The 24,878-nt window shown below is 49.5% G+C and carries 21 protein-coding genes and 1 pseudogene; 10 read left to right on the top strand and 12 right to left on the bottom strand.

Annotated elements, in window-relative coordinates; translation table 11 throughout:
• The first annotated feature begins 6 nt into the window (after positions 1-6).
• The 5 genes and pseudogenes from EKM80_RS01395 (at position 7) to EKM80_RS01375 (ending at position 5,816) form a co-directional block, all read left to right on the top strand.
• On the top strand, positions 7-2,235 hold the full coding sequence (locus tag EKM80_RS01395; protein WP_125551317.1) for a DUF6056 family protein: 2,229 nt from the start codon (positions 7-9) through the stop codon (positions 2,233-2,235).
• Between the two features lie 32 nt (positions 2,236-2,267).
• Positions 2,268-3,067, top strand: a pseudogene (locus EKM80_RS01390) (EAL domain-containing protein).
• Between the two features lie 14 nt (positions 3,068-3,081).
• Entirely contained in the window at positions 3,082-3,600 is a 519-nt protein-coding gene (locus EKM80_RS01385) for a hypothetical protein (RefSeq protein ID WP_125551316.1), read from the top strand.
• Positions 3,601-3,621: 21 nt separating this feature from the next.
• Entirely contained in the window at positions 3,622-4,962 is a 1,341-nt protein-coding gene (locus EKM80_RS01380; protein ID WP_125551314.1) for a glycosyltransferase family 2 protein, read from the top strand.
• Positions 4,963-5,426: 464 nt separating this feature from the next.
• Positions 5,427-5,816 (top strand): hypothetical protein, encoded by a 390-nt coding sequence (locus EKM80_RS01375; RefSeq protein ID WP_125551313.1) that lies wholly within the window; start codon positions 5,427-5,429, stop codon positions 5,814-5,816.
• Here the strand turns inward: EKM80_RS01375 and EKM80_RS01370 are convergent.
• The 7 genes from EKM80_RS01370 to EKM80_RS01340 form a co-directional block, all read right to left on the bottom strand.
• Positions 5,813-6,187, bottom strand: a complete 375-nt coding sequence (locus EKM80_RS01370) for a hypothetical protein (RefSeq protein ID WP_125551311.1) — start codon at positions 6,185-6,187, stop codon at positions 5,813-5,815. The two genes, EKM80_RS01375 and EKM80_RS01370, sit on opposite strands and share 4 nt — an antisense overlap.
• Positions 6,188-6,208: 21 nt before the next feature.
• Positions 6,209-7,267 carry a YdcF family protein gene (locus tag EKM80_RS01365; RefSeq protein ID WP_125551309.1) on the bottom strand — a complete coding sequence of 353 codons (1,059 nt, stop codon included), beginning with the start codon at positions 7,265-7,267 and terminating at the stop codon, positions 6,209-6,211.
• Between the two features lie 13 nt (positions 7,268-7,280).
• Positions 7,281-7,883: a hypothetical protein gene (locus tag EKM80_RS01360; protein WP_125551308.1), complete on the bottom strand. Its 603-nt coding sequence runs from the start codon at positions 7,881-7,883 to the stop codon at positions 7,281-7,283.
• Between the two features lie 568 nt (positions 7,884-8,451).
• Positions 8,452-9,216 (bottom strand): YibE/F family protein, encoded by a 765-nt coding sequence (locus EKM80_RS01355; RefSeq protein WP_125551306.1) that lies wholly within the window; start codon positions 9,214-9,216, stop codon positions 8,452-8,454.
• Positions 9,213-10,307: a YibE/F family protein gene (locus EKM80_RS01350; protein ID WP_125551305.1), complete on the bottom strand. Its 1,095-nt coding sequence runs from the start codon at positions 10,305-10,307 to the stop codon at positions 9,213-9,215. The genes EKM80_RS01355 and EKM80_RS01350 overlap by 4 nt, the downstream gene beginning before the upstream one ends.
• Positions 10,308-10,430: 123 nt before the next feature.
• Positions 10,431-10,958, bottom strand: coding sequence for a GNAT family N-acetyltransferase (locus EKM80_RS01345; protein ID WP_125551303.1), 528 nt, complete (start codon positions 10,956-10,958; stop codon positions 10,431-10,433).
• 318 nt (positions 10,959-11,276) lie between these two features.
• Complete coding sequence (locus EKM80_RS01340; RefSeq protein WP_318531427.1) at positions 11,277-11,693, bottom strand: GNAT family N-acetyltransferase; 417 nt, start codon at positions 11,691-11,693, stop codon at positions 11,277-11,279.
• A gap of 94 nt (positions 11,694-11,787) precedes the next feature.
• On the opposite strand from EKM80_RS01340, the gene EKM80_RS01335 reads away from it, so the two are divergent.
• From EKM80_RS01335 to pgmB, 4 genes are all read left to right on the top strand, one after another.
• Entirely contained in the window at positions 11,788-12,489 is a 702-nt protein-coding gene (locus EKM80_RS01335; protein WP_125551302.1) for an alpha/beta hydrolase, read from the top strand.
• A gap of 60 nt (positions 12,490-12,549) precedes the next feature.
• The gene (locus EKM80_RS01330) at positions 12,550-14,856 is read left to right on the top strand and encodes a glycoside hydrolase family 65 protein (protein WP_125551301.1); all 2,307 of its coding nucleotides are present in this window, start codon (positions 12,550-12,552) and stop codon (positions 14,854-14,856) included.
• 155 nt (positions 14,857-15,011) lie between these two features.
• Positions 15,012-17,756 carry a glycoside hydrolase family 65 protein gene (locus tag EKM80_RS01325; RefSeq protein ID WP_125551300.1) on the top strand — a complete coding sequence of 915 codons (2,745 nt, stop codon included), beginning with the start codon at positions 15,012-15,014 and terminating at the stop codon, positions 17,754-17,756.
• Between the two features lie 68 nt (positions 17,757-17,824).
• Positions 17,825-18,496, top strand: a complete 672-nt coding sequence (pgmB, locus tag EKM80_RS01320) for a beta-phosphoglucomutase (protein WP_125551298.1) — start codon at positions 17,825-17,827, stop codon at positions 18,494-18,496.
• Between the two features lie 173 nt (positions 18,497-18,669).
• Here the strand turns inward: pgmB and EKM80_RS01315 are convergent, their stop codons facing one another.
• Entirely contained in the window at positions 18,670-19,860 is a 1,191-nt protein-coding gene (locus EKM80_RS01315) for an MFS transporter (RefSeq protein WP_125551297.1), read from the bottom strand.
• Positions 19,861-20,114: 254 nt separating this feature from the next.
• Between EKM80_RS01315 and nrdJ the strand changes: the two genes are divergently transcribed.
• A complete protein-coding gene (gene nrdJ, locus EKM80_RS01310) occupies positions 20,115-22,364 on the top strand; it encodes a ribonucleoside-triphosphate reductase, adenosylcobalamin-dependent (protein WP_125551296.1) in 2,250 nt (749 codons plus the stop codon).
• 91 nt (positions 22,365-22,455) lie between these two features.
• Here nrdJ and EKM80_RS01305 read toward each other — a convergent pair whose 3' ends face one another.
• From EKM80_RS01305 to EKM80_RS01290, 4 genes are all read right to left on the bottom strand, one after another.
• Positions 22,456-22,887, bottom strand: a complete 432-nt coding sequence (locus EKM80_RS01305; protein WP_125551294.1) for a DUF3284 domain-containing protein — start codon at positions 22,885-22,887, stop codon at positions 22,456-22,458.
• Positions 22,874-23,062, bottom strand: a complete 189-nt coding sequence (locus EKM80_RS01300; RefSeq protein ID WP_125551293.1) for a hypothetical protein — start codon at positions 23,060-23,062, stop codon at positions 22,874-22,876. The genes EKM80_RS01305 and EKM80_RS01300 overlap by 14 nt, the downstream gene beginning before the upstream one ends.
• On the bottom strand, positions 23,059-23,283 hold the full coding sequence (locus EKM80_RS01295) for a hypothetical protein (RefSeq protein ID WP_125551292.1): 225 nt from the start codon (positions 23,281-23,283) through the stop codon (positions 23,059-23,061). The genes EKM80_RS01300 and EKM80_RS01295 overlap by 4 nt, the downstream gene beginning before the upstream one ends.
• A 99-nt stretch (positions 23,284-23,382) precedes the next feature.
• On the bottom strand, positions 23,383-24,747 hold the full coding sequence (locus EKM80_RS01290) for a PTS sugar transporter subunit IIC (RefSeq protein ID WP_125551291.1): 1,365 nt from the start codon (positions 24,745-24,747) through the stop codon (positions 23,383-23,385).
• Positions 24,748-24,878 lie beyond the last annotated feature (131 nt).

Genomic DNA, 24,878 nt, shown 5'->3' with positions numbered 1-24,878 from the left:
AACGGCATGCAACAAAAAGGACGCAACGTAGCGCGAATCATTGGCTTCAGCATTTTAATCGTATTCGTCTACCTTTTATTCAAACAACTTAACGACTATACCGGTTACTCCGCCGACGATTACCTCTACCATTTCTTTTTCCAAGGCGAATGGCCCACCGCGCACCCCCGCAGCATCCATAATTTTCTGGATCTGCTTGAATCGATCCAGAACCATACGCGGATCAATAACGGCCGCTTCGTCGCGCACATTGGCGTCCAACTGTTCATGCAATTTCCAAAAGCCGTCTACAATATTGCCAACTCGATCGTCTACATTTTAGTCGCTATCCTGATCGACATTCATGTCTTCGGCAGCCTCAAACGCCTGCGCGTCAGCTACTTAGCGCTAACCTTTGCCCTAATGTGGATCTGCCTACCTGACTTTGGCACCTCGATTCTATGGCTCTCCGGCGGCTTCAATTATCTCTGGGTGGCGCTGATCTACCTCACCTTTTTGCTCCCGTACCGCTTCAATTACCACGCCCAGCACCCCCGCCTAATGCTGCTGGGCATGGTCATACTAGGTTTTCTCACCGGTGGGACCAATGAAAATACAGCCCCGCTCACCCTATTTGTGGCGCTGGCTTGTACCCTATTTGACTTGAAAAATAGCCAATTGAGTTGGAAATGGGCTGGTGGCATCGCCGCAGCAGCGAGCTTCTTCATCGTGGTCATGTCAGGCGCTAACCAAATCGCCAACCGTGGACACCAATTTCAACTGGCTAACCTGCTCAACCAAGCCGTGACCTACTCTGGCCTGCTAATACTAGTGCTGTTGCTGCTGATTGTTTATTTACATGCTCAGCACAAAAGTTCCGGCCACCACCTTGTTTGGCACACGCAGCGCACTTATTTTGCCGGCGTTATTTACACCGTTGGCGGCTTGCTGGGGATCGCGGCCCTAGTCGTTTCACCGCAGATTTTATCGCGGGTCTTTTTCGGTCCCAATGTTTACTTCATTATCGCCTTGTTGACGCTATTGTACGATCACGCGCAACTGCGCAGCAATGCTTGGTTAACCCGTTTATTGCCCGTTGTGGCAGCGCTGGTCATCGGCTTTATCAGTATTCCAATTTATGACGCGGCGGTTAAATCCAACTACCAATCATTCATTTACTGGAAAACCGGCGACACCATCGCCCGCTACGACCATGCACACCAGATTGAAAACGCCAAGGTTCCCGGCATCCCGCCAGTAACTGACGATCATAATATGTATTTATCGTCCACTTACGTCACCCCCGGCAAACCAAGTAAACAGTGGTTCAACGTCTGGATGGCCAAGTACTACGGCCTTAAGTCGGTGGCGCTGGACAATTCCGTACCGTTGGTCAAGGTCCCCATCGACCGCAGCAGCTTAACTTGGCAAACGTATCAGTGGCTGAACCATTTTCATAGCAGCGTGCTGCAGGCGGTGCAGCCGCGCAAGGTCAAGGCGGCGACCACGCAAATGATGACCGCCACGCTGGTTTACGTGGACGAAGCGGGCCAGCAAGTGGGCACCGAGCCGATCAGCGGCAACGTGGGCACTACGTTTGACATCAGCCACGCCTCAGTTGACGGCTATACCACTAGAACCGGCAATCCGCAAAGTTACACCTTTACCGCCGCGGCCAACCAGACGCTAACGATCAAGGTTAAGCGCGCAGCTCATTGGACCAGCGCCAAATTGCTGTACCGCGTCAAAGGCACCAAGCAGCTTGTGAAAACAGAGCCCATCACCGGCAAAGTGGGCGTGCCCTACGATCTGAGCCACGTGGCGGCAACGGGCTACACGAATACGGCCAAAAATTCGCAAAGCTACACCTTCACCGACCAACCGAATCAACAAGTGACGATTTGGGTGCGGCCGAGTTTGCAAGGCGTCACCATTGATTACATGCACGGCAAAAAGCGCGTCAGTCAGAAGTTTGTGCAGGTCAAAACAGGCGCCCAACTCAAGCTAGCGGCGCCACTGGGTTACCGCTTGCCGGCCAAGCAAACCACTAGCTTGACCATGCCAGCAAAAGGGTTAGGCACGCTTAAAGTACCTGTGACCCAGTTAGCGTTTTGGCCGCGCTTAGTCGCTAATCCGCAGCATTTATGGCTACTAATTGGCGCCGTGATTTTCCTTATTTGGGATCAGTTATTGGCGTACTATCAAAAAAAACATCAAGTACTGGCTAAAAGTGACGACAAGGACCAGCAACACTAATCAAATTGGGCAGTTCAGGAGGGGCGTGAACCATGTTACGGGACTTAACTATTTTGCTATTTTGGCTCACGATCATCTTTTTGCTTGCGTCTGTCGTGATCATCGTGGTTTATTTTTACCATTCGCGCAAACGCACCAACAATTATTTGGGCAAGCAAGAATTTGAATTACGCTACTTCATCCAAAAACAAGTCGACAATCACGGCGCCTTGACCGGCTATGAGTGCTTACTGCGCCAGCACAACGCTGACGGTAGCTGGTCGCTGCCGCAACAGCTTGAAACCTTGCCCCTCCAGCGGGTGATTTTCCTTTTAGAAAGCACCTTCAAGTCGTTGCCCACCGAGCCGATCCAGTTGTCGATCAATTTGGATTATGAGCAGATCATCAGTCCTGAATTCGATTATTTCGTGCGCTGGGCCCCATCAGCAAAATCGCGCCGATGCATTTGGCGATCGAGCTCAACGTGGTGCCTGGCAAAAAATATCCGTACAAGCGGCGGTTCTTGCACTACATGGCGCAAACGCGGGCGTACGGCATGAAGCTGGAAGTCGATAATGTCGGCACTAACACCGCTAATTTGAACAGCATTGAGTGGATGGTGCCGATGATCGACACGTTGAAATGTTCGATGCGCGATTTCCGCAAAAAGGACGCCTCCGTGTGGCTGGATCTCAATCTGCAGTTCTGGCACCGTTTTGCCCAAGAACAGAACATCGACTTGGTGCTAACCGGCATCGAAAACGACGAAGACGAGGCGCTGGCCGAGCAGCTACACATCGACCTGCGCCAAGGCTATCTATTCGGGCGGCCGATCGACCCTATTCATAAATAAAAGGAGCAGGTAACATGGCAGCAAAGCAAAAAGAAATCGACACGCAGGCCACGCAGCAGTTGTACACTGATTTATATTTTGGCCACGGTCACTGGTTACTGAAAATTTGGCAAACGTTGGTCGCGCTGCTCGGCTGGTTGTGCGTGTTCATCCCGCTGATCATCACCGTACTCAGCTATGTCGGCGTGCGTTACGGTACGTTCAAGCCAATTTGGCGCTACACGGAAGGTATTTTTGAGATTCGCTTTATCAGCGTGGTCCTGCTATTTTTGGCGTCGGTCGCCTTGATTTTCACCGTGTCGATGACGATCATTCAGGCCCGCAAACGTGATCGGCTGGTCGAGCAGTGGCCCACCTTTAACCCGATCAACCAAAAAGCGCGCGAAACTGAGCTGGATCAATTCATGAAACAACGCTTCGGCAGCGACGAATTCCGCCAAAACGTCCGCAATTACCGCGTCGAACCTGAGCAGAATCTGGATACCGACGCGATCCGCAAACTATTTGACCAACAACATTTAGATGAACTATAAAATCAAGGAGGGGCTCAGCAAATGATCGATCACATTTTTGGCGCCACTATTTTTCAAACGATCACCACGATCATCTTGCTGATCCTCTGCCTTTATCCGATCGTGGGCTCCTTTTTCTGGTTCTTCGGCTCGCTGTCCTACCGCTTTTTGCGCACCAATACCGAGGACAACGACTGGCAAGTGCTGCCGCCAGCCAAGCAGCCAATGGTGACGATCATGATCCCCGCCCACAACGAGGAAGTGCTGATCGCCGCCACGATCAATTATTTGTTCACCGAGCTCAACTATAGCAACTTTGAAATTCTGGTGATGAACGATGGCTCCACCGACAAAACTAGCGCGATCATCAAGGAACTCCAGCTGAAGTACCCGCGGCTCCGAATGATGGAGATCGTCAAAAATAACGGCAAAGCCCACGCCTTCAACATCGGCATGTATTTTGCCAAAGGTGAGTACATTCTGAGTAACGACGCTGACACCGTGCCGGAGCCTGACGCGATCATGAAATATATGAACTATTTTATCCATGACCGCGATCTGAACACCTCGGCAGTCACCGCCAATATGGACGTGCAAAACCGCACAAAACTGCTGGGCAAGTCGCAAACCGTGGAATTCTCCAGTATTGTCGGCGTGATCAAACGCAGCCAAGCCGCCGTCAACGACTCGATGTACGCCTACAGCGGTGCCAATACGATGTACCGCAAATCATTTCTGATCGACGTCGGCGGCTTCCGCCAAAACCGCGCCACCGAAGACATTAGCATCGCTTGGGATCACCAAATGATCGGCGCTGTCCCCCGCTTTGCGCCTAACATCGTCTTCCACATGAACGTGCCTGAATCGCTGCACGATCTATACAAACAGCGCAAACGCTGGGCCCAAGGCGGTACCGAAGTCTGGCTGACCAACATTAAAAAGTTCGTCTTGCACCCCATCAAGCACCGCTACCAAATGTCAATGTTTATCGATTCCACCTTGTCGATCGTCTGGTCATTTTTCTTCCTGATCACCACCGTGCTGTTTCTCCTGAGCATGCTCTACTTCCTGATGACCGGCGACTGGGAACGCCTCATGCACGGCTTCGAAATGTCGTTTATCTTCGTCTCCTTCGAAATGGCAGCCGGCTTCCTACAACTGCTGGCCGCCCTGATTCTCGACCACCACGGTGCCAAATTGAAATACCTGCTGTTTGCGCCGCTGTACATGCTGTTTTTCTGGATGATCAACCCAATCACCATTGCCACCACCTTCATCCCCGCGCTAAAAACAATTTTCGGCTTCGGCTCCGGCACCTGGGACAGCCCAGAACGCCGCGCGCTACTGACCAAGAAAGAAACCAAGGCTGAAAGTAAAAACTAAGACTGCTGCGTGCAGGCTTTTTTTGTCGACACAAAAACCCGCCATAGCATATAGCTACGACGGGCTAAAAAGGAGTAAGGGTGCAGCCGTGATTGGGAGGTCACGACTGCTTTTCTTTTACTTTGGAGGAGTAAAATGAAAAAATGTTAGTTTCAAGCTCACACTCAAAACTGTTAGGGTTGTTAGGTTGTTTGGGAAAACCGATCAATAAAGTGGGTTCCTTATTGATCATGTAACTATCATAATCAATAAATGTGAAGAAAGTATGAATTTTGGCCCGGAAAACGATTAAGAATAACTAAAGAAATTATCAATGCAAATTATAATTAGATTAAAGTATTTATCAGTTGCCAGACGTGAATTAATTTGGCATAATGTAAGCAATTACATTACGGTTATAGTCCCACTTTTCAGGTGCACATTTATTGACCAAAAAAGACTACATTGAAGGAAGGTCGCTTTTAGTGAATCCAATTATACACACTTACTTACTGGAAAATCATATCTCCCTGACGGACATTGAACGTAGCGGCCAGCTGGAACTGACTAAGATTGAAAACTTATGCCGCGGACCGCTGGATCAGCTACCCATCTACTTATTAAAAGCGCTGGCGACCACGCTGGAACAAGCGCCAACGCAGATTTTAGAAGACCTACTTAAGTTAGAACTCCAACACACCGTTTTGTTGCGCACTGACCTCGATCACTTGACCATCATGAACGTGCCCTTTAGCGACGCCGCCAGCTACGAACGTGCCCGCGACATGCTGCTGGCCTACATTCGCGCCGGCTTTTCGCCATCAGTCCGTGACGTCAAAACCGTGCGCAGCGCCCTCCAACGCCAGCCCAGCTAACGCATCATTTTACGCATCGTCGGCTGCCGCTTGTGGCCCTTGGCATGCCGATTTTTAACGTGGACATGCTGCCGCGGATCGACAATTTTGAAATGGCGCATTTCACCAGTAAATGGCCGCCCTAACGCCTTAGTCCGTACCCACTCACCCATTGCCGCCGCCATGGCTTGGGCCGTTTTAGCGCGCTCTGGGTGCCCCTCTTGCTGCGCCTCATTGACCACACTGCCCGTCAAATAAACCATCAACTTCTGATTATAGCGCAGCAATTCGTCGGTCAACGGCGCATCCTTATACTGATTAAATAACTTCTCAACGTAGCGCATGGCGTCCTTCGTGTCCTGCGGTTGATAAAACCGTCCCTGTTCAGCCAAAATCAATTCATCCTCTCATCTTTAAAGCAAGCCAATAACCGCCGCAACAGCTTGGACCACCGCCACGGCCACAAAAATACCAGCCACAATTAAATGCAGCCGCTTGTGCATCACCATGATCGCCGCAAACTCGCGCAACCAAGCAGTTGGCCGAAAATAACCGGCCGTCCGCGCGCCGATCCCATTAGCATTGAAACCAGCCTGCCGCGCAACTAACCCAGCACGAAAAATATGGTAACCGTTGGACACGAAAATGGCCCGATAGTCAGCGCCGAAACGCTGCTCGATCAAGCGCGCTGAAAAGCGCATATTTTCTAACGTATTGACGGACTGCGACTCCACGGCGGTATCCGTGACGGGCACGCCGAGTTCGCTAACCGCGTACTGCTGCATCGCCACCGCCTCAGGCAAGCGCTCATCGCTGCCCTGCCCGCCACTAAAAACCAATACTGGCGCGGGGCCACCTTTAGCGATCTGCTGACGATAAAAGTCGACACCACGCTTGATCCGCCCCGCCAACAAGCCAGAAACGCGCTGCCCATCGATCAAGCCCGCGCCCAGCACCACGATCGCCTGCTGCCGATAACGCGGCCGCTGCAGCTGATACACCAACGAAATCGTCAGATAATTCCACGCATTCAAGAAGCCATAAACCAACAATGCCGGCATGAAGCTGAACAACAGCACCAGCGGCGACGGAATCACGCCCCACAGCACCAACCCCTGCCAAACAACGTACGCGCTCAGGGCCAACGCTAAAAGTAGCCCCAGCAAATTGGCTAATGAGTGGCTTTCTCGCCGCCACACCTGCCGCGCATTATGCAACAGGAAAATAATCACAGCGTAGAGCCCGAGCCCAAAGGTGAGAATTAGCGTCACCCCTAAAGCCAGCACCGGCAGCAGTAGCCACATTTGGCCGCTGCTCACCGCCACGATCAGCAACCACGCACCCGCGCAAATAATGAAGCCATTGAGCCAGATACCGTTGAGCAAGCGTCGCCGTTCCCGCCAATAACTAAGCAGAAATACCGCTAACATCACTAAGGCAGCGCCGCCAGATAGCCAAATTACTGGATCCATTTCGTCACCCCATTTATTCGGTCAGCGCCTTGCCCGCCGCAGAATCACGGGCAACGATCTCGCCAGTGCCAACAACGAGCAAGTCTAGCGCTGCGTCGTCTTTATTGTCCTCACGCTTACCTTGAACGGCAAAATACTGCTGCCCATCTTTGTCGCCGGCCGCGCCAGCTTGCCAAGTGATTTTACCCTTACTATCTTGCTCACCGCGCTGCTGGATCACCCAGTCAACCGCCTGCACCGGCGAGTTGATTTGGTTTTGACTAACCGATTCCGCCGCGGAACTAACCGATTCAGCTTGCCGACTTAATTCAGCGCTGGTCGAGTCTGCTTGGCTTTTTAGCTTCGCACTAGTTGATTCCGCCTGACTATCAGCCTTTTCCTGCGACGATGATTCGGCCTCTTCCTTGGATTCTGACTCCGCCACCGATTCCGATTCTGAACTAGCGCGCACACGATCCAACGAACTCTCCCGCGCATCCAGCACGCTTTCGCGACTATCCAAGCGCGCTGAAGATGATGCCAGCGCCGCTCGCTCCTTACGCAGACTATCCTGACCGCAGCCACCAAGCCCACCAACTACCACCAATAATGCCATCCCTAAAAACCAACGTGTCATCGTATCGCCCTCCTGTGCCGCGGTTGCGTGACTTTCTTTCACTTCTATTATTATATGTTTGAACATGCAGAAACTTCCACATAGCTACGCAAGGCAAACGACCCACTTCGTGCTGCTTATTGCCCTTGCCACCGCGCTTTTTTGTACTTCTATTTTAGACTTGCTTGCGGGTTACTTTATGTTCGAGCATGCCAACTGAAACGTGTTTGAACAAGCAGATTTCTGCGCCTAGCTACGCAGGTCAAACGACCCACTTCGTGTGTCTTATTGCCCTGCTGCCATGTTTCTTGCGGCAAGTTTTTTGCCACAAGAATGGTCAACGTCCGTAGCATATAAGATTTTCGGTACGAAAATCATCCACTATTGCGAAGTAGTAGGCTATGCTCAAAATCTAAGCGCTTGTTTTGAGCATGCCAGCCGAAACGTGTTTGAACAAGCAGATTTCTGCGCTTAGCTACGCAAGGCAAACGCATCACTTCGTGCTGCTTATTGTCTTGCTAGGCTATGCTCAAAATCTACCCGCTTGTTCAAACACTCTGCTTGTTCAAACACTCTCCATAATATCATATCAGGCTGTCTTTTTTCGCGAAATTTGCAGGCGCTTGGTCATGACCCATGTCGTCATTGGCACTGTTAAAATGACGCTGATCAGTGAAAATAGCACCAAAATTAATTCCGCGTCCAGCACCTTGTTATTTAGTAGTTCGCCAAATGAATATTTCAGGTCACCGAACCAGATAAACAGGCCGAGGAAGCCGCCGAAGAAGCCGAAGAATAAGGTGTTGAAGGTGGTGCCGATGATTTGTTGGCCGACGTGCATGCCGGCGGTGAACAGTGCCCGGGTTTCGATTGTGGGGTGCTGCTGGATCAATTCACTGAGTCCCGCGGAAATTGCCATGGCCGCTTCGGCGATCGCCCCTAGCGTACTTAACACGGCGGTGGCGATCGATACTTTGACAAAGTTAACGCCGACTAGTAGCGACAAGCCTTCCAACTCGTCGCTGTCTTCCATGCCGAAACCTTGCACCGCCGCCCAATGCTCCACTGGCACGATCAGCACCAATAGAATCAATAGCACTAAAACGGCGGCGAAAAAGGCGGTTTGCGTGGTCATTAAGTCATCCTGGCCAACAAAAATAATCAGCGCCAGCATCAAAATACCTAAGATCAACGCCACCATAATTGGCGAAAAATTAAGTGAGACCAACACGATCGCCAAAAAAAGACAACCAAAATTCAACCATAAACTAAGAAACGCCAGCGCCCCTTTGCGGCCACCGACCAGCACCATCACCGCCAACAGCACTAAACTTAACGCCATGATCGTACTCATTTACTTACACCTGCTTTCGTCACCAATAACCGACTCGCCAAGAAGCTGACCACTGGAATGGCCAGGACGATACCAATGCCGCTGATCAAGCTTTGCGCCATGCCTAAAGACATCGTCATCGAGAAAGTATAGCCCCAGCTGTTCCCATTTTTCAGTAGTAGTAAAGCGATCGGCATCGTTTCGGCGATAAAAATCAGCAGCAAAACGTTGATCAGCGGTCCCATAATGGCGGTACCAACTTGGCGGCCCGCTTGAAACAATTCAAGCGCGCTGATCGTTGGTTTGTCGTCCCTTAGCTCAAACAAAGTGGCGACAATATCCGTTGATTCGTCCATCACGGCCCCCAGCGAGCCTAGCAAGGTCGCCGCGAGAAATAACGGTTGTGGTGCCACTTGGGTCACGTAGGCCATGGTCTCGTAATAGATGCCGTTGTGGTGAGTCAGCGCCAAAACAAGCGCGCTTAATCCTATTGATAGCGCCGTTCCGGTGACGGTAGCGGCAAAAGTGATCAGCATTTGCTTGGTTGGTCCAAGAATCAGCCACAGCGTCAACGCAGCAAAAATCAGCGCTAATCCGCCGAACAGCCAAAGAAAGCCGTCACTGCGGCGAGCGAGATCAATTTCGATCGCCAAGAAGAAAATCACCAAATTCAGCGCCACGCTCAATAACGCCATCAAGCCAGCGCGGTGCAGCATCACCACCAACAAAACGACAGCTAACCACAACAGCGCCAGCATAACCGTGTCGCGTTTCAAGCCTTTGATCAAAATATTTTTACTCGTGTGGCTGATAAAAACTTGCTCGCCCACGCTATATTTTTCATCCATAGCGCCTGACGCCGAGTACGTATTTTTAACGTGCACCGTGTGGCCGCGGCGTTGACCGTTTAATAGCCGCCCGGTTAAATACTGCGTGTACTGCTTATCACTATTTTTGAATTCATCGCTGGTTTTCGTGGCTTCCGTCACACGGCTTGCGGTGACTTGCATGATCGACTGCCGATATAGCGGCGCGGCATAGCGGGTGCCCAGCACCAACAAGCCGCCAACCAAGATCAGTAGCAGCGGCCACCAGCGTTTTAATTTGCCCATTTTATCATCTCTTATTTTCATGTTTTACAATATACAGTGTAGTCTACCATATAGTCCTTACGTTTAAATTAAGTTCTGCGCGACAAAAAAAACCAGCGCCGCTTGAGCTACTGGTTTTGCGTTTTAATCATTTAATTGTAATTGGTAAGCGTAGCGCGGTTCCTTAGGTTCGTGCATGTAGATAATGCCGCGATAATCGAAGCCATTTTGCTTGATCACGTGTTGCATGCCGACGTTTTCTGGATGCGTATCGATCCGCACATCCGTGTAGCCTAATTGCACCGATAAAGTTAACAAGTTCGTGATCAACGTTTCAGATAAATGTTGGCCGCGATAGCCTGCCGCCACCGCGATCCGATGAATCGAGGTGTACGTTTGGTCAGCGGCACCAAGCCAGCTGCCTTGTTCGATCACCTTATAGTTGTCGTCGATTCCTTGCAACAATGACGCTGTGCCGACGATCACGCCATCACGGAGCATAACGTAATTTAGGCCTGCCGCCACGTCCGTTGCCATATCGTTTTGTTCTGGGTAGCCATGTTGCCACTGGTCCACCTTTTGTTGCTTTAAATAAGCTTTTGCTTCCGCTATAATTTGCATAATGGCTGGTAGATCAGCCGCCTTTGCTTGGCGTAAATAAGTTGTCGTCATGTGCGACGCCCCCTGTGCTAAAATTTGTGCGCTCCGTCATTTTACAGGGTAAATTGACGTGAAATTCTGCATTTGACTATTATTATCATTTACACCATAAATTTCAAGCAAAAAGTGCTGGTTCTTATGTAACTCATAACTAATTCTCATACAAGCTTAATTTTAGCCCAACAAGGCGCTGCTCAGGCTTTATTTTTGATCCCATTCTAATCGTTTAATTGCAATTGATAGGCATACAGCGGCTGTTGCGGCATGCTGGCGTAGTGCACGATGCCCCGATAGTCAAAGCCGCATTGCGCGAGCACATGTTGCATGACCTTATTTTCTGGATGCGTATCGACGCCGTACGTCCGTGTAGCCTAATTGCACCGATAAGGTCAACAAATTGGTGATCAAACTTTCCGACAAATGCTGGCCGCGATAACCGGCGGCTACGCCCATGCGGTGGATCGAGGTGTACGTTTGCTCCAAGGCACCACGCCAGCGACCTTGGATCACCTGATAATCTTCATCGCGCCCTTGATGTAACGACGCTGTCCCGACAAGCTCGCCATCACGGAGCATCACGTAATTTAGGCCTGCCGCCACATCGGCTGCCATATCGTTTTTGCCCGGATAACCAGATTGCCACTGATCAATTTTTTGTTGCTTTAAATAGGCTTTTGCTTCCGCTATAATTTGCATAATGGCTGGTAGATCAGCCGCCTTTGCTTGGCGTAAATAAGTTGTCGTCATCCACGACACCCCCGTGTTAAAATTTGTGCCGCAGCACTTTGATTATCAACATTATATACCCGCTATAAATTTAATTAAAATAAGGAAGGCGCCTATGCTAGTCGGTTATTTGGATTCATTTTACGCGTTGCCCCAACTTGATCAGCAGGTTCACTGCCCGTGGCGCGCCTATTATCCAGCGCAAAAAGCAGGTGCCAAAACGCCGATCGCAGTGGGTCAATTTCCCTTGATCTTAACGCTAAATTTGCCGGCTAGCTGTGGCGCAAGCTTGGCCACTGCCGGCAATATTGTCTGCCAATTGCAATTACCTGCGCACACTGCCCCCACGCCCACCGACTACTCCCATTGGCTAGCCGGCCAACCCCAACTGGTCGCCGCCAACAAGCAAGCCGTGAAACAAAGTCTGCTCGTCATTGAACGCCTGCTCGCGCCGCAGCAAGTCAACAGCGCCCACTTACAAGCACACATTCAGCCGCAGCACATCGGCGTCTGCGGTGACGGCTTTGGTGGCAGCGTCGCCCTCGAGTTACTGCGCCGCTCCCATTTAATTAGTGCCGCCAGCGCCGCTACTAATTTCCTCGCCAGCCAAAAATGGGCGCAGGCCACCACCAAGCCACAGTTGTTAGTGCAAAACGCTGCACAGCCAGGCTTAACGCCGATTTTCAAGCGCGCTAGAAAACGCGCTTATCTTTATTCAGCAGCCCCATTAACGCCAGCTGCGTTCACCCAACTCAGTGCCACCTTTTTCGCCGCTAGCTTTGCCCACCACCCCTTTCACCTGCCGCACCCTAAGTAAATTAGACGCTTGTTCCACCTGACCGTGTTAGAATTAAACCAACAAGTTAGGAGGAATTTTATGTCGGTTCATGAACAATATCAGATTCATTTACAACAACTTAAAAGCAGAAAACAAAGCTTTGTTGAAACGATTTATGCGCAGGGTAATGGCCACCTTGGCGTTCGCGCCAGTAACCCGCTGCAGGGCAATTCACCCGCCTACCCCGGCAATCCTGGGCTTTTTGTTAATGGCTTCTATGATCTCAGCCCGATTCACTACGGCGAAGCGTACTTCGGCTACGCTGACAGTAACCAGACGATCTGCGAGCTCCCTGATCCGCGCTATCTGATTTTCAGTGTTGACGGCGTTCGTTCCGACGAAACACCCTATCAAGTTGAAATGACCGACAAAACGTGGGATATGTCCACTGGCTTATTACTGGAAACCTTCCACGTCACCACCCCAACGGATAAACAATTCACGCTGACCATGGAATCCTTTGCCTCACAGGCTGAGCGCCATGTCTACGTTATTCTTTACGATGTGCGCGCGTTAAACTTCAGCGGCCCATTAACGATCATCAAGCAACACGCCTACGTTAACCAGCAGATTCCGCGGGACAACAACGATGTGCGCCGGGCCCAGCGCGATAACGTGTTGCAACAAACGTATCTCCCTGCAGCAGCGCCAACGATGCAATTCAGCACACAAAAAAGCCAGCTGAGTCTACTGATGACCATGCAATACTTGGGCAGCGATCCGCGCGTTCAGCTCAACGCCCATGCCGAGGTGCCTAACTACACGATCAAGCTTGAACTCACGCCTGATCGCAGCGCCCAGTTTACCTTTGGCTATTCCTTAGGCGAGATCCACAATCTAATGTCCTTCAAACTAAATCAAGCCAACTACATTGAAAAATCACTAGCGCACTTGAAAAATCAAACTTTTGCTGATCTTTTTGCCGCATCCGCCGCGCGGGCACACGATTTTTGGCAAGATAGCGATGTTATCATTGAAGGCGACCCTGTTTTACAAAAAGGCATTCGCTTCAATCTATTTCATCTCTACCAAGCAGCCGGCCGTGACCACCTTACCGACATCCCGGCAAAAGGCCTCACTGGCAGCGGTTATGAAGGTCATTATTTCTGGGACACGGAAATGTACATGTTACCGTTCTTCATTTATACGCAGCCGCAAATCGCCAAAGCCTTGCTTGGTTTCCGTTATGAAACCTTAAATGAAGCTGGTCAGCGCGCTCGCGAAATGGCGGTCAAGTCAGGCGTGCTTTTCCCTTGGCGAACGATCAACGGGCAAGAAGCCAGCGCTTATTTCCCCGCCGGCACAGCGCAGATCCATATCGACGCGGATATTGCCTACGCCACCGACCAATATATCCAAGCCACCGCCGATACTGACTTTTTGATCAAGGCTGGCTTCGAACTCATTTTAGAAACAGCGCGCTTTTGGCTGGCTTACGGTAATTACGCCGAGCACGGCGCACAAGCTGGCCATTTCGTCATCAACCGCGTTACCGGCCCTGATGAATACACAGCGCTGATCGACAATAATTACTACACCAACCGCATGGCGCAGCACAATTTACGCTTAGCCGTTAAGTACGCCGCGGAGTTACGTAAACTTGCGCCGAACAAATTGGCCGAGCTTGCGGTGACCGCCGACGAGCTCGCCGCCTTTAAAGCCGCTGCTGATAAAATGTATCTCCCTTATGATAAGAAAAATAAAATTAAGCTGCAGGACGACAACGCGCTAAATCGGCCCCGCTTCGATCTCAAAAACGAACCGGCAACTAATTTTCCGTTGTTGCTGCATTATCATCCCTTGGTTCTCTACCGTTATCAGGTCAACAAGCAAGCCGACACGTTAATGAGCGACTTCTTGTTCCCACTAGATCAAGATATTGACCAATTACGCCGTGACTACGACTATTATGAAGGCATCACCACCCATGATTCCTCGTTGTCGCGGGCAATTTTCAGTATTTTGGCTAACCGTAAGCACGATTCAGCCAAAGCCCACGCCTATTTTATGGATACGGCGCTGACTGATCTAACCGACTTGCAAGGTAACTCCGAAGACGGTATCCACGCCGCTAACATGGGCGGCAGCTGGCTATCACTGGTTTACGGCTTCGCGGGCATGCATTACGGCACGGAAGGGTTAACCTTTGACCCTTGCTTACCGGCTGGCTGGTTCCGGCTCAACTTCAAGATCAAATACCGCGGCCGCCAGCTCAGCATTGACATCAATCAAAATGAAGCCACGTTCACGCTACTCAGCGGTGAACCCATGACTATTTATTGTCAAAAACACGACTGCGCCTTGAGCCAACAAATGCCCAACACGGTCGCCCTAGAAAAAGCCTAAAAGTTGCTAAATTAATTTTTGCGTTCTAATATTATAAGTAGCAGGTGTTCGTTACATCACATTGAAACTTATTAATGTGCCGCCAGCGAGCACCTTTTTGTTCAGCTTATTTTTTCTTCTATTGATACGATTATTTTAGAAAGGCAGTGGATATTGTGAAAGTTATTTCATTACGCGTCACTGATGATGCAATCGTGCTGGCTTATGAGCGGGCCAATCACCAGCACCAACAAAGCGTGATTGCTTATGATCCGCAACAAAGCATCGGTGATAACTTGGAGAAAATTCGCGAGCGACTAGTCGGGATCACATTTGACGTCGCGGTGATCGAAAATCCATTGGCCTACGAATTCTCCGACACGATCGTCGGCATCAACCATCAGCGCATCGATATTGGCTTAGCGCTGACCAACATGCTAAACGTCCCTGCCGTCAGCCGCCAAGTGGTGCAAACACTAGGGTTGGCCAAGGCAGCCGCGCGTAAACAAGCCTACAATCAGTGGCATCTAGATTACTATGGCGAATACACCGGCAAGCGCAACTATGGCCAAGAATCGATGTTAACGCTGGGCAATGGCTTTTTCGGCTTGCGTGGTAGCTACGTTGAAGCCACCGCCGACGAAGACAATTATCCCGGCACCTATATCGCAGGCTTCTATAATCAATTAACCACTAAAATCAACGACCGCGATGTGGTCAACGAAGACTTGGTCAACGTTCCCAACGGCCAATACTTAACCTTCGGCGTCGATCACCAGAGCCCATTTACAATCAAATCTGAAAACATTCAAGATATTTATCGTAGCCTTGACCTACAAACCGGCGAACTGCGCACCACGATGATGGTTCAGCTGGCAACAGGCCATGCCCTGCGCGTCGTCACCACCAAAGTCGCCGACATGCACAATTGGCACCAATACGCTATTCGCTACCAGTTAACGCCACTGAATTTTTCCGGCAGCCTCCAAATTTATGCCGCGATCGACGGCAGCGTCACCAACAGCAACGTCGAACGCTACCGTAACTTCAATTCGCGCCACCTTGACGTGATGGAAATGAGTACCAGCGGTGATGAAGCCTACTTAGCCGGCCAAACAAAAACATCAAAAATCAAATTTGCGGTTGGTAGTAAATTGACCAACTGTAACGATATCCCCACAAAAATGTCGACGCACAATCGGCCAGACGTCATTACGCAAGAACTGTCCCTCGACGTGACCCAAAATCAATCGTATACTTTTGAAAAGAATGTGGCTTTATTCACAAGCCTCGAAACAACAACTGATTTAATGACCGCAACCACGGCTGAATTGCGGGATGCGTCATTTAATGCCAGTGAACAGCACAGCAACGATTTTTGGCAGGATCTCTGGCACAATGCCGATATCCAAATCGACGGTGACCTCACCAGCCAAAAACTGACCCGGGTCAACATTTTTCATTCGTTCGTATCCGCTACGGAAAATGCCAACCAGCATTTAGATGCCTCCGTTGGTGCCCGCGGCTTGCATGGTGAAGCTTATCGTGGCCACGTGTTCTGGGACGAAATGTTTGTCATTCCCTTCTACACCTTGCACTATCCGAAGTTAGCGCGCCAGCTGTTGATGTACCGCTATCACCGCTTAGACGCCGCTAAAAAATACGCCGCCAGTGAAGGCTATCAAGGCGCCATGTTCCCGTGGCAGTCAGGCCAAGACGGCGATGAACAATCCCAATTTGTGCATCTCAATCCACTGACCCAGCAATGGGACCCCGACAACAGCCGCCTGCAACGCCACGTCTCTTTGGCGGTGGCCTACAACGTGTGGGTTTACTACCATTTGGCCAACGACCGCGAATTTATGCAAAGCTACGGCATCCAAATGTTGCTGGATATCGCCCGTTTCTGGATCAGCAAGGCCGTTTACAACAAGCAAACGAAGCGCTATGACATCAAAAAAGTCATGGGCCCCGATGAATTCCACGAAGGCTACCCTAACAGCGACGAGGAAGGCTTGACTAACAACGCCTACACTAATATTATGGTCAGTTGGTTATTTGAAACGATCGCCTACCTCCGTGGCAACGTGGTGCCCGAAGCAGCGTTCACTAAAGCACTGGAACAAACTGATATTAATGACGCCATGTACAAAAAAATGGCCGATATTGGTCACCATTTGTCCTTAGATGTTGATTCTGCCGGCGTAATTGGCCAATTCGAAGGCTACTTCAAGTTACCATCATTGAACTTCGAAAATTACCGCAAAAAGTATGGCGACATTTCACGGATGGATCGCATTTTAAAGGCAGAAGGTCGCACACCAGACGCCTACCAAGTTGCCAAACAAGCCGATGCATTGATGGCTTTTTACAACTTCGATTTCACCCATGTCAACCAAATTCTCAAGCAAATGGGCTACGATCTGCCTAGCGAGTTCCTGACCCGCAATATTGAATACTACTTGGATCGCACGACCCATGGCTCAACGCTATCGCGGATCGTGTACGCCGTTTTGACGTTAGTCGATGGCAACATGGATCAATCGTGGCACCTCTTTTCCCAAGCGCTGCTGTCAGATTACTACGATATCCAAGGCGGCACGACTGCCGAAGGGATTCATCTCGGCGTTATGGCGGCCACGCTAATGCTGGAAACGCGCAACTACGCAGGGGTCGACGAATTAACCGACGTGATCAACATCGCGCCCCATTTGCCAGCACATTGGCGTAGTATCGCCTTCCGCCAGTATTTCCGCGGCACGCAATACCATTTCCAGATCACCCAGCAAGCAATCACGGTCACAGCCGACAAGTCAGCCAAGTTCCGCGTCGCTGAGCACGAGCTCCTATTGACCGCTAACCAGCCGCTAACAGTGGACTACAACGGCCAACCATTAACGGCGATCGGCAAAGCGAACTAACGGGTGTCCGCAGAACATCTTTTCAAAAAAGCTACTATACAAATGCGCTCATGAATGGAGGAAATTGCATGGTAAAATTTACAGATATTAAAGGTTTCGTATTCGATCTCGATGGTGTCGTAACCGACACATCACGCTTCCACGCCCAAGCTTGGGGTCAGCTGGCCGACAAACTCGGTGTTGACTACCCGGGCCTCGGTGACGCCGTTAAAGGTATCAGCCGAATGGACGCACTGGAAATGATCCTGAAAAAAGGCGGTTTGGAAAATAACTACTCGCCAGCTGAAAAAGAAGCCTTAGCAACGGAGAAAAACACCAACTACATTCAGTTGATTCAAAATATGACCGCCGCTGACATTTTACCGGGCATGGCCGATTTTCTAGCTGAACTCAAGGACAACGGCTACGGCATCGCCTTGGCCTCAGCGTCGAAAAACGCCCCTACAATTCTGGCTAAAATCGGCCTCAGTGATTACTTCACCAAGGCGGTCGATCCTGCATCACTGACCAACGGCAAGCCTGATCCAGAAATCTTCATTAAAGGCGCGCAACTATTAGGCTTAGCGCCAACTCAATGTATCGGCCTAGAAGACGCCGTCGCTGGGATCACCGGCATCAATGCCGCTGGCGAAACCTCCATCGGTATCGGCGACTGCGACTTATTGCACGAAGCGGATATCAATTTCAGTGATACTAGCCAAGTGACCTTGGCCAACATCAAACACGTGATGAACGACTAGTTGTTTCAGTAAACAAAGAAGGTGCGGCAAATTGCCACACCTTCTTTGTTTGCGCGAAATTCATTAGTTTACGTCTAACTTAACAATCCAGAAGCCGCTTTTTCACTCTTTAAATAGCATCAAACTGGCGTGAAATCAAGCGTGCACTTCTAAATTGAACTCACCGGTCAGGCTTAACTTGCTTTTACGCTGCCACTTTTGTTCATCCGAATCAAATAAGTGAAGCCGAAGGAAACAAACAAGAAGCCAGCGACCACCAAATAGGGATAATGATGATTCATATCCAGCAGTGTGCCGGACATGATTGGTCCAATAACATTACCAACACTAGTCAGCGACATGTTTAAGCCGTTGATCAGGCCTTGGTTGCCGGTGCTTGCTTTGGTCAGCAGCGTGGTGATCGCCGGCCGCAACAAGTCAAAGGCAGTGAAAACGATCAGCGTAGCAACAATAACTTCCCATTTGCTATGGGCAAGAATGATCCACACTGTGCCGACAAAGCTGAAGAAGAAGCAGAAACGAATCACCCGCGTTTCGTTAAAGGCCACCACCAAGCGGTCAAATAACGCCACCTGCATGAACAACGAAATCAGCCCGTTTAGCGTCAGTACCAGCGCAATATTGCCCAGTGTGAAGTGGAAAACTTCGTTGACGTAGATGCTGTAAATACTTTCAAAACCTTGGAGGCCAAACGATGAGACTAAGATCATCACAAAAAGTAGGATCACCGACTTAGTCAAAAAGTCTTTCATATTGCCGCCAGCTGGTGATTTTCCTTTGGCCGCCACGACGTCATCCGCGACTAGTTCGTCCTCTGGTGGCAGCATGACTAGTAGCGCGATCGTGCTCAGCAGGCCGAGGATCGCGGCGCTCCAAAATGGCGCTTTGTAGTCGATGTTAGCCATAATGCCGCCTAGTCCGGGGCCGAGGATCAAGCCGCCGCTAAAAGCCGCTGACAGCCAGCCAATGACCTTGGCGCGCTGGCTACGTGTGGTGATGTCGGCGGCCATCGCCATCGCTGTTGGGGTGACCATTGCCGCGGACAAACCGCCGACGAGCCGCGAAATATTGAACATGTACAATTGGTTGGTCAACGCAAATAAGATCTCCGACACCATAAATAAGAACAGGCCTACAGCCAGCACAGGCTTGCGGCCGACACGGTCGGACAAGCGGCCAACCAGCGGTGAGGCGACAAATTGGGCAAAGGCAAACAGCGCGCTCATGATGCCCATATCCGTTGCGCTTAAATGCAGTTCATTTTTGATAAAGGGCATGACTGGGATCACCAAGCCGATACCTAAACACACCAAAAACTCACTAAATATCAAAATGAAAATCGCCCGTTTTGCTTTTGTTGTCAAGTTGACCACACCCCTTTTATTTTTATTGCTTTGAAAAAAACAATCCGTACTAGTATAACGAAAATCAGCGGGTCGTGGCAAGCTAACTGACTCGACGGCATATTTCGATAGTCAGTTACGAATAAAAAAATTTAAAGCGCTTAACCACATGCCACACACGTTTTCTTTTTCTTTTCATTCATTACTAGATATAGTATATCGCTTTGAAATGTGCTACCATATAATGTATTGAAACGAACGGAGGCACTACATCTATGCAAATGACATCAACACCAATAAAAATCGGCTTGACCAATGACTTTATAGAAAAAACAAAACAAGAAGTTCAACCACACTGGGGTAAATTAGGCTGGGTAACCTACAAACGTACATACGCCCGCTGGATTCCTGAGCAAAAACGGACTGAAGAATGGTTCGAAACCGTTAAGCGTGTCGTCGAAGGCAATATCAACCTTGACCCACGGCTACACAACGGCGACGTTGCCCCTGAATTGTTTGAAGAATTAACCACTGAGGCGCAACAACTTTACCGCTTGATCTACGGCTTAGGCGCGACACCATCTGGCCGTAATTTGTGGATCTCCGGCACGGATTACCAAAAGCGTAACGGCGATGCCTTGAACAATTGTTGGTTCATTGCGATCCGCCCACAAGCTTATGGTGACAGCCATATTGTGCCTGACTATTTGGATCCAAAACAGCCAGCTGTCTCCATGCCTTACTCATTCATGTTTGACCAATTGATGAAAGGCGGCGGCGTCGGTTTTTCCGTTGTCCCAACTAATATCAGCCAATTGCCTCCAGTTGCCGCTAAAATCAAATTAAGCGTCGTTATCAGTAAAGATAGTGAATCTTATACGGATTCGCTGGCTGTCGGCGCAATTGACCGCGAACAATGGTTAGCTGAAAACGATCCCGCTGACGTTTTGTATTACGAATTACCAGATACGCGCGAAGGCTGGGTTTTAGCCAACGCACACATGATCGATGCGCATTTTACAGCAACCAACCCTAATCAGGTCAAAGAAGTCGTCTTGGATATGACGCAGATTCGGCCTAAAAACGCGCGGATCCACGGTTTCGGTGGCACTGCTTCTGGCCCAATGCCTTTGATCAGCATGCTACTCGACAGCAACGACGTTTTAAACGAAGCTGCTGGCCGGCAATTAACTGGCGTTGAATGCACTGACCTTGGTAACATGATCGGTAAGGCCGTCGTTGCGGGTAACGTTCGCCGCTCAGCTGAACTAGCTTTAGGTGGCGCTGAAGACGACGCATTTATCACCATGAAGCAAGACCAAAAGAAGCTCTACCATCATCGTTGGGCTTCAAATAACAGTATTGCTGTTGATTCCAACTTCACTGATTACGGTCCTGTTGCCGATTCCATTTTGCACAACGGCGAACCTGGCATCGTGAACTTGGAATTATCACAAAACTATGGTCGTATCGCTGATGGCCGCCAAGAAGGCATTGACGGCAGCGTTGAAGGCACTAACCCTTGTGGCGAAATTTCCTTAAGCAACGGTGAACCTTGTAACTTATTTGAAGTCTTCCCTTCAGTTGCTGAAGAACAAGGCTGGGATCTAAAGGACGCTTTTGCCTTAGGTACGCGCTACACGAAACGGATCACATTCAGCCATTACGACTGGGAAGTTTCTCGTAAAATGATCGCCAAAAACCGCCGGATCGGCATTTCTATGTCTGGCGTTCAAGATTGGATTTTAGACGAATTTGGCCAACGTGTCGTTACTGGCTTTACACCAGCGCTTGATCCAGAAACTGACGAAACCATTCAAAAGCCAGTTTATGATCAAAAAGCAGTGCAACGCTTTGACGGTTTGTACAAAGCCATCACTCAAGCTGATCAGGACTATTCTGACGCGCTTGGTTGCCAACCATCATTGAAACACACCACCGTTAAACCATCAGGCACTGTCGCTAAATTAGCCGGTGTTTCTGAAGGGATGCATTTCCATTATGCTGGCTACTTGATTCAGCGGATTCGTTTCCAAGATAGTGATCCCTTGTTACCAGCCTTGAAAGCTTGCGGTTACCGCATTGAACCTGATTTGTACACGGATAACACCATGTGCGTTGAGTTCCCAGTCAAGGCCGCTAACGCTGACAATGATAACTTTGCTTCTGCCGGCAGCGTTTCTGTCGCTGAACAATTTGCAACGCAGGCCTTCTTGCAGACTTACTGGTCTGATAACGCGGTTAGCTGTACGGCCACGTTCCAACCAGAAGAAGCTGATCAATTAGCTGGCTTGTTGAAACAATACCGTCACATCACCAAGTCAACCTCAATGTTGCCTTATAGCGGTGGCGAATTGAAACAAGCACCAAAAGAACCAATTGACCAAGCAACTTACGAAGCGCGCTGTGCTGAAATCAGCGGTAACGTTGAAGCAACATTTGCCCAACAAAATTATCAAGAACAAAAAGATCTCGTATTAGTGGATCAAACCGACTGCGAAAGTGGCGCTTGTCCCGTACGTTAGATTTAATTATAAAAAGCGTTGTACCCCCTATAAATGGCGGTGCAACGCTTTTTATTTATTTTCAAGCGCGACATCAAGCGCGCTTAACTTCTTAGTTTGCGACCTGATATTCGGCTTCCATTGCCCGCAACATCTTCTTAAAATGCCGCCGCCGGTTAAAACCAAGTATCGCGACACTCAACCAATTATTGAGCTGTTGACCATCCCGGTTGGCAACAACTTTCTCACTATAGGTCAGTAAACTTTGCTGGCCAGCAGCTACTGTTTGGATATCGTAACCGACTAAGTACTGATTGCGGTTAGTTTCCGTCCGATAATGATAGCACTCCCCTGGCCGGTTGGCGGTGATCGTCACGCGGCCACTACTCTGGCCACCAAAACCTTTGCGATAACTGAAATTAGTCAGTTGATTGGGATTCAATTTTTTACCGGTTTGCTGCTGAATATCGTACAATACTGAATCAATAATTTTCGTGTACAACGCATTCGGCGGCAACTTCAACGTTTGCTTAATCTCCATCATGTGTCCCTCGCTTTGCGGCCACCTGCTTGTTATGGCGGAATTCAAAATAGCCTAACCCGATTATGCTGATCCCAACAAGCACTAAGCTGTAATTAGTTGTGCGTTGGGCGCCAATTGGACTCAGCGCGACAATCAAGAAACCAATGCTCATGACTAACAGCCCGCGCTTTTTCATTTGGCCACTCGGGCTTGGAAGTAAAGCACCCCACCCCACGGTTCTGCCTTGATCGCCGCTTTAGCGACTTTAGCCGCTGTTGCTAAGTCGCTTTGGTTCGTCGTAAAATGCAATTGAATGCCTTTTTTATGATCAAATTGAAAGCTCACGCCATCTTGGTCATACGCATTAAGTAACGCAATAATTTTATCTTGTTGAATTGGTGCATCTAAAATAATCATTAAAATAACCTCCTGAATTGCCGTTTTGCGTTGCTGCTGGGGTGAGTTATGTCCGGACACAACTCACCGCAACCGCAACACACGATTACGGTAGACTGTTTAAGCCAACTTCTCTGGATCTAATTTGTTGCTAGCAATAACAAACGGTGCGTAAATGATAAAGCCAATCACCGCATTGACCAACTGTAGCACTGGTGCACGCCAATCCAAGCTCGTCGCTAAGAATGAGTTCAAGAATGGTGGCATTACCCAAGTCATTTGAATGCTGACCGGCGCCACTAAATGCCAGTTAATGGCAAAGTAAGCCACAGTGACCATCACAACGGGCGCCAAAATAAATGGGATCACGTAAATTGGGTTCAGCACGATCGGTAACCCGAACATCGTTGGCTCGTTGATATTAAATATCCCCGGCGCAATCGCTAATTTAGCGACCGTTCGTTCATCATCCCGCCGACTAAAGACGAAAATGGCGATCAACAAAAGTAACGTTGAACCAGCGCCACCTAGCCAAGCATACATATCAAAGTCAGAACGTGTCCATAAGTATGGTAGTGCGTCGCCTTTGGCAGCAGCGTTAACGTTAGCCAGTTGGGCGGTTAACCAGATGCTATCCAGCACTGGGCCTAACACATTGGTTCCGTGAATGCCGAAGAACCAGAAAACTTGAACTAAAATGGTCAAGAGTAAGACTGCGCCATAGCCTTGCGATAAGGACAACAATGGCGTTTGAATTGTTTTGCCGATCCAATCAATAATTGCAGTACCTGTTGCGTCAGTGAAGACGTAGGTAATAATGCCGATCACATACCAAGCAACAATCGCGGGAATAATCCCAGCGAAAGCTTTGGAAATTGCTGGCGGTACGGATTCAGGCATTTTGATCGTAATATTGCGTTTCGTTAAAATAATATAAATTGCACCTGCCAAGCCACCTAAAATCATGGCAGTAAATAAACCAGCCGCACCAAAATGAGCGTTGAAATTGAAGTAGCCCCAGCCAGTCACGGTTTTACCGTCAACTGCAGCGCCAGAAGCCGTCAAAATCTTTTCTGCAGCCTTCGGTAACGCCTTAGTCAGCGTGATCGTGAACGTTTGCGACACACTCATCAGGAACGTGCCCAACGTGACGATCCCACCAGTTAACGGCTCAACATCGTATTGTTTCGCCAAATTATAGCCCCACGTGAAGGCAAAAATTAAGCCAATAACCGCTAAAGTCCCTGTCCAAACCTGCGAGTTAACGCCGACCACTGGCTGCATAGCCTTTACAAAGCCAGTCCAGCCGTATTGCGTCGGAATATCACGCAGAAAAGCGTTCAGTAAAACGGCAACCGAGCCAGCCATAGTTGCTGGCATCGTACTAATAAAGGCATCCCGTAATGCGATCAGCCAGCGAACTGAGCCAATTTTAGTTGCGATCGGCACCACGTGCTTTTCCAACCATTGAATAAGTCCATTCATAAGTAAGTTCCTCCCAAAATAATTTGTGACCCCCAGCATGCCACTGCACCCACACCAATGACACCCTAGCAGAATACAACGACACGCAAGCCGCCGATTCTAAAAACACAAAATGCTCGCCACTTTAAATC

It is taken from the genome of Loigolactobacillus jiayinensis (assembly GCF_003946445.1).
Lineage (GTDB): Bacteria > Bacillota > Bacilli > Lactobacillales > Lactobacillaceae > Loigolactobacillus > Loigolactobacillus jiayinensis.
Note: the sequence above shows the minus strand (reverse complement) of the source record. Positions and strands in the feature narration are given on the sequence as shown.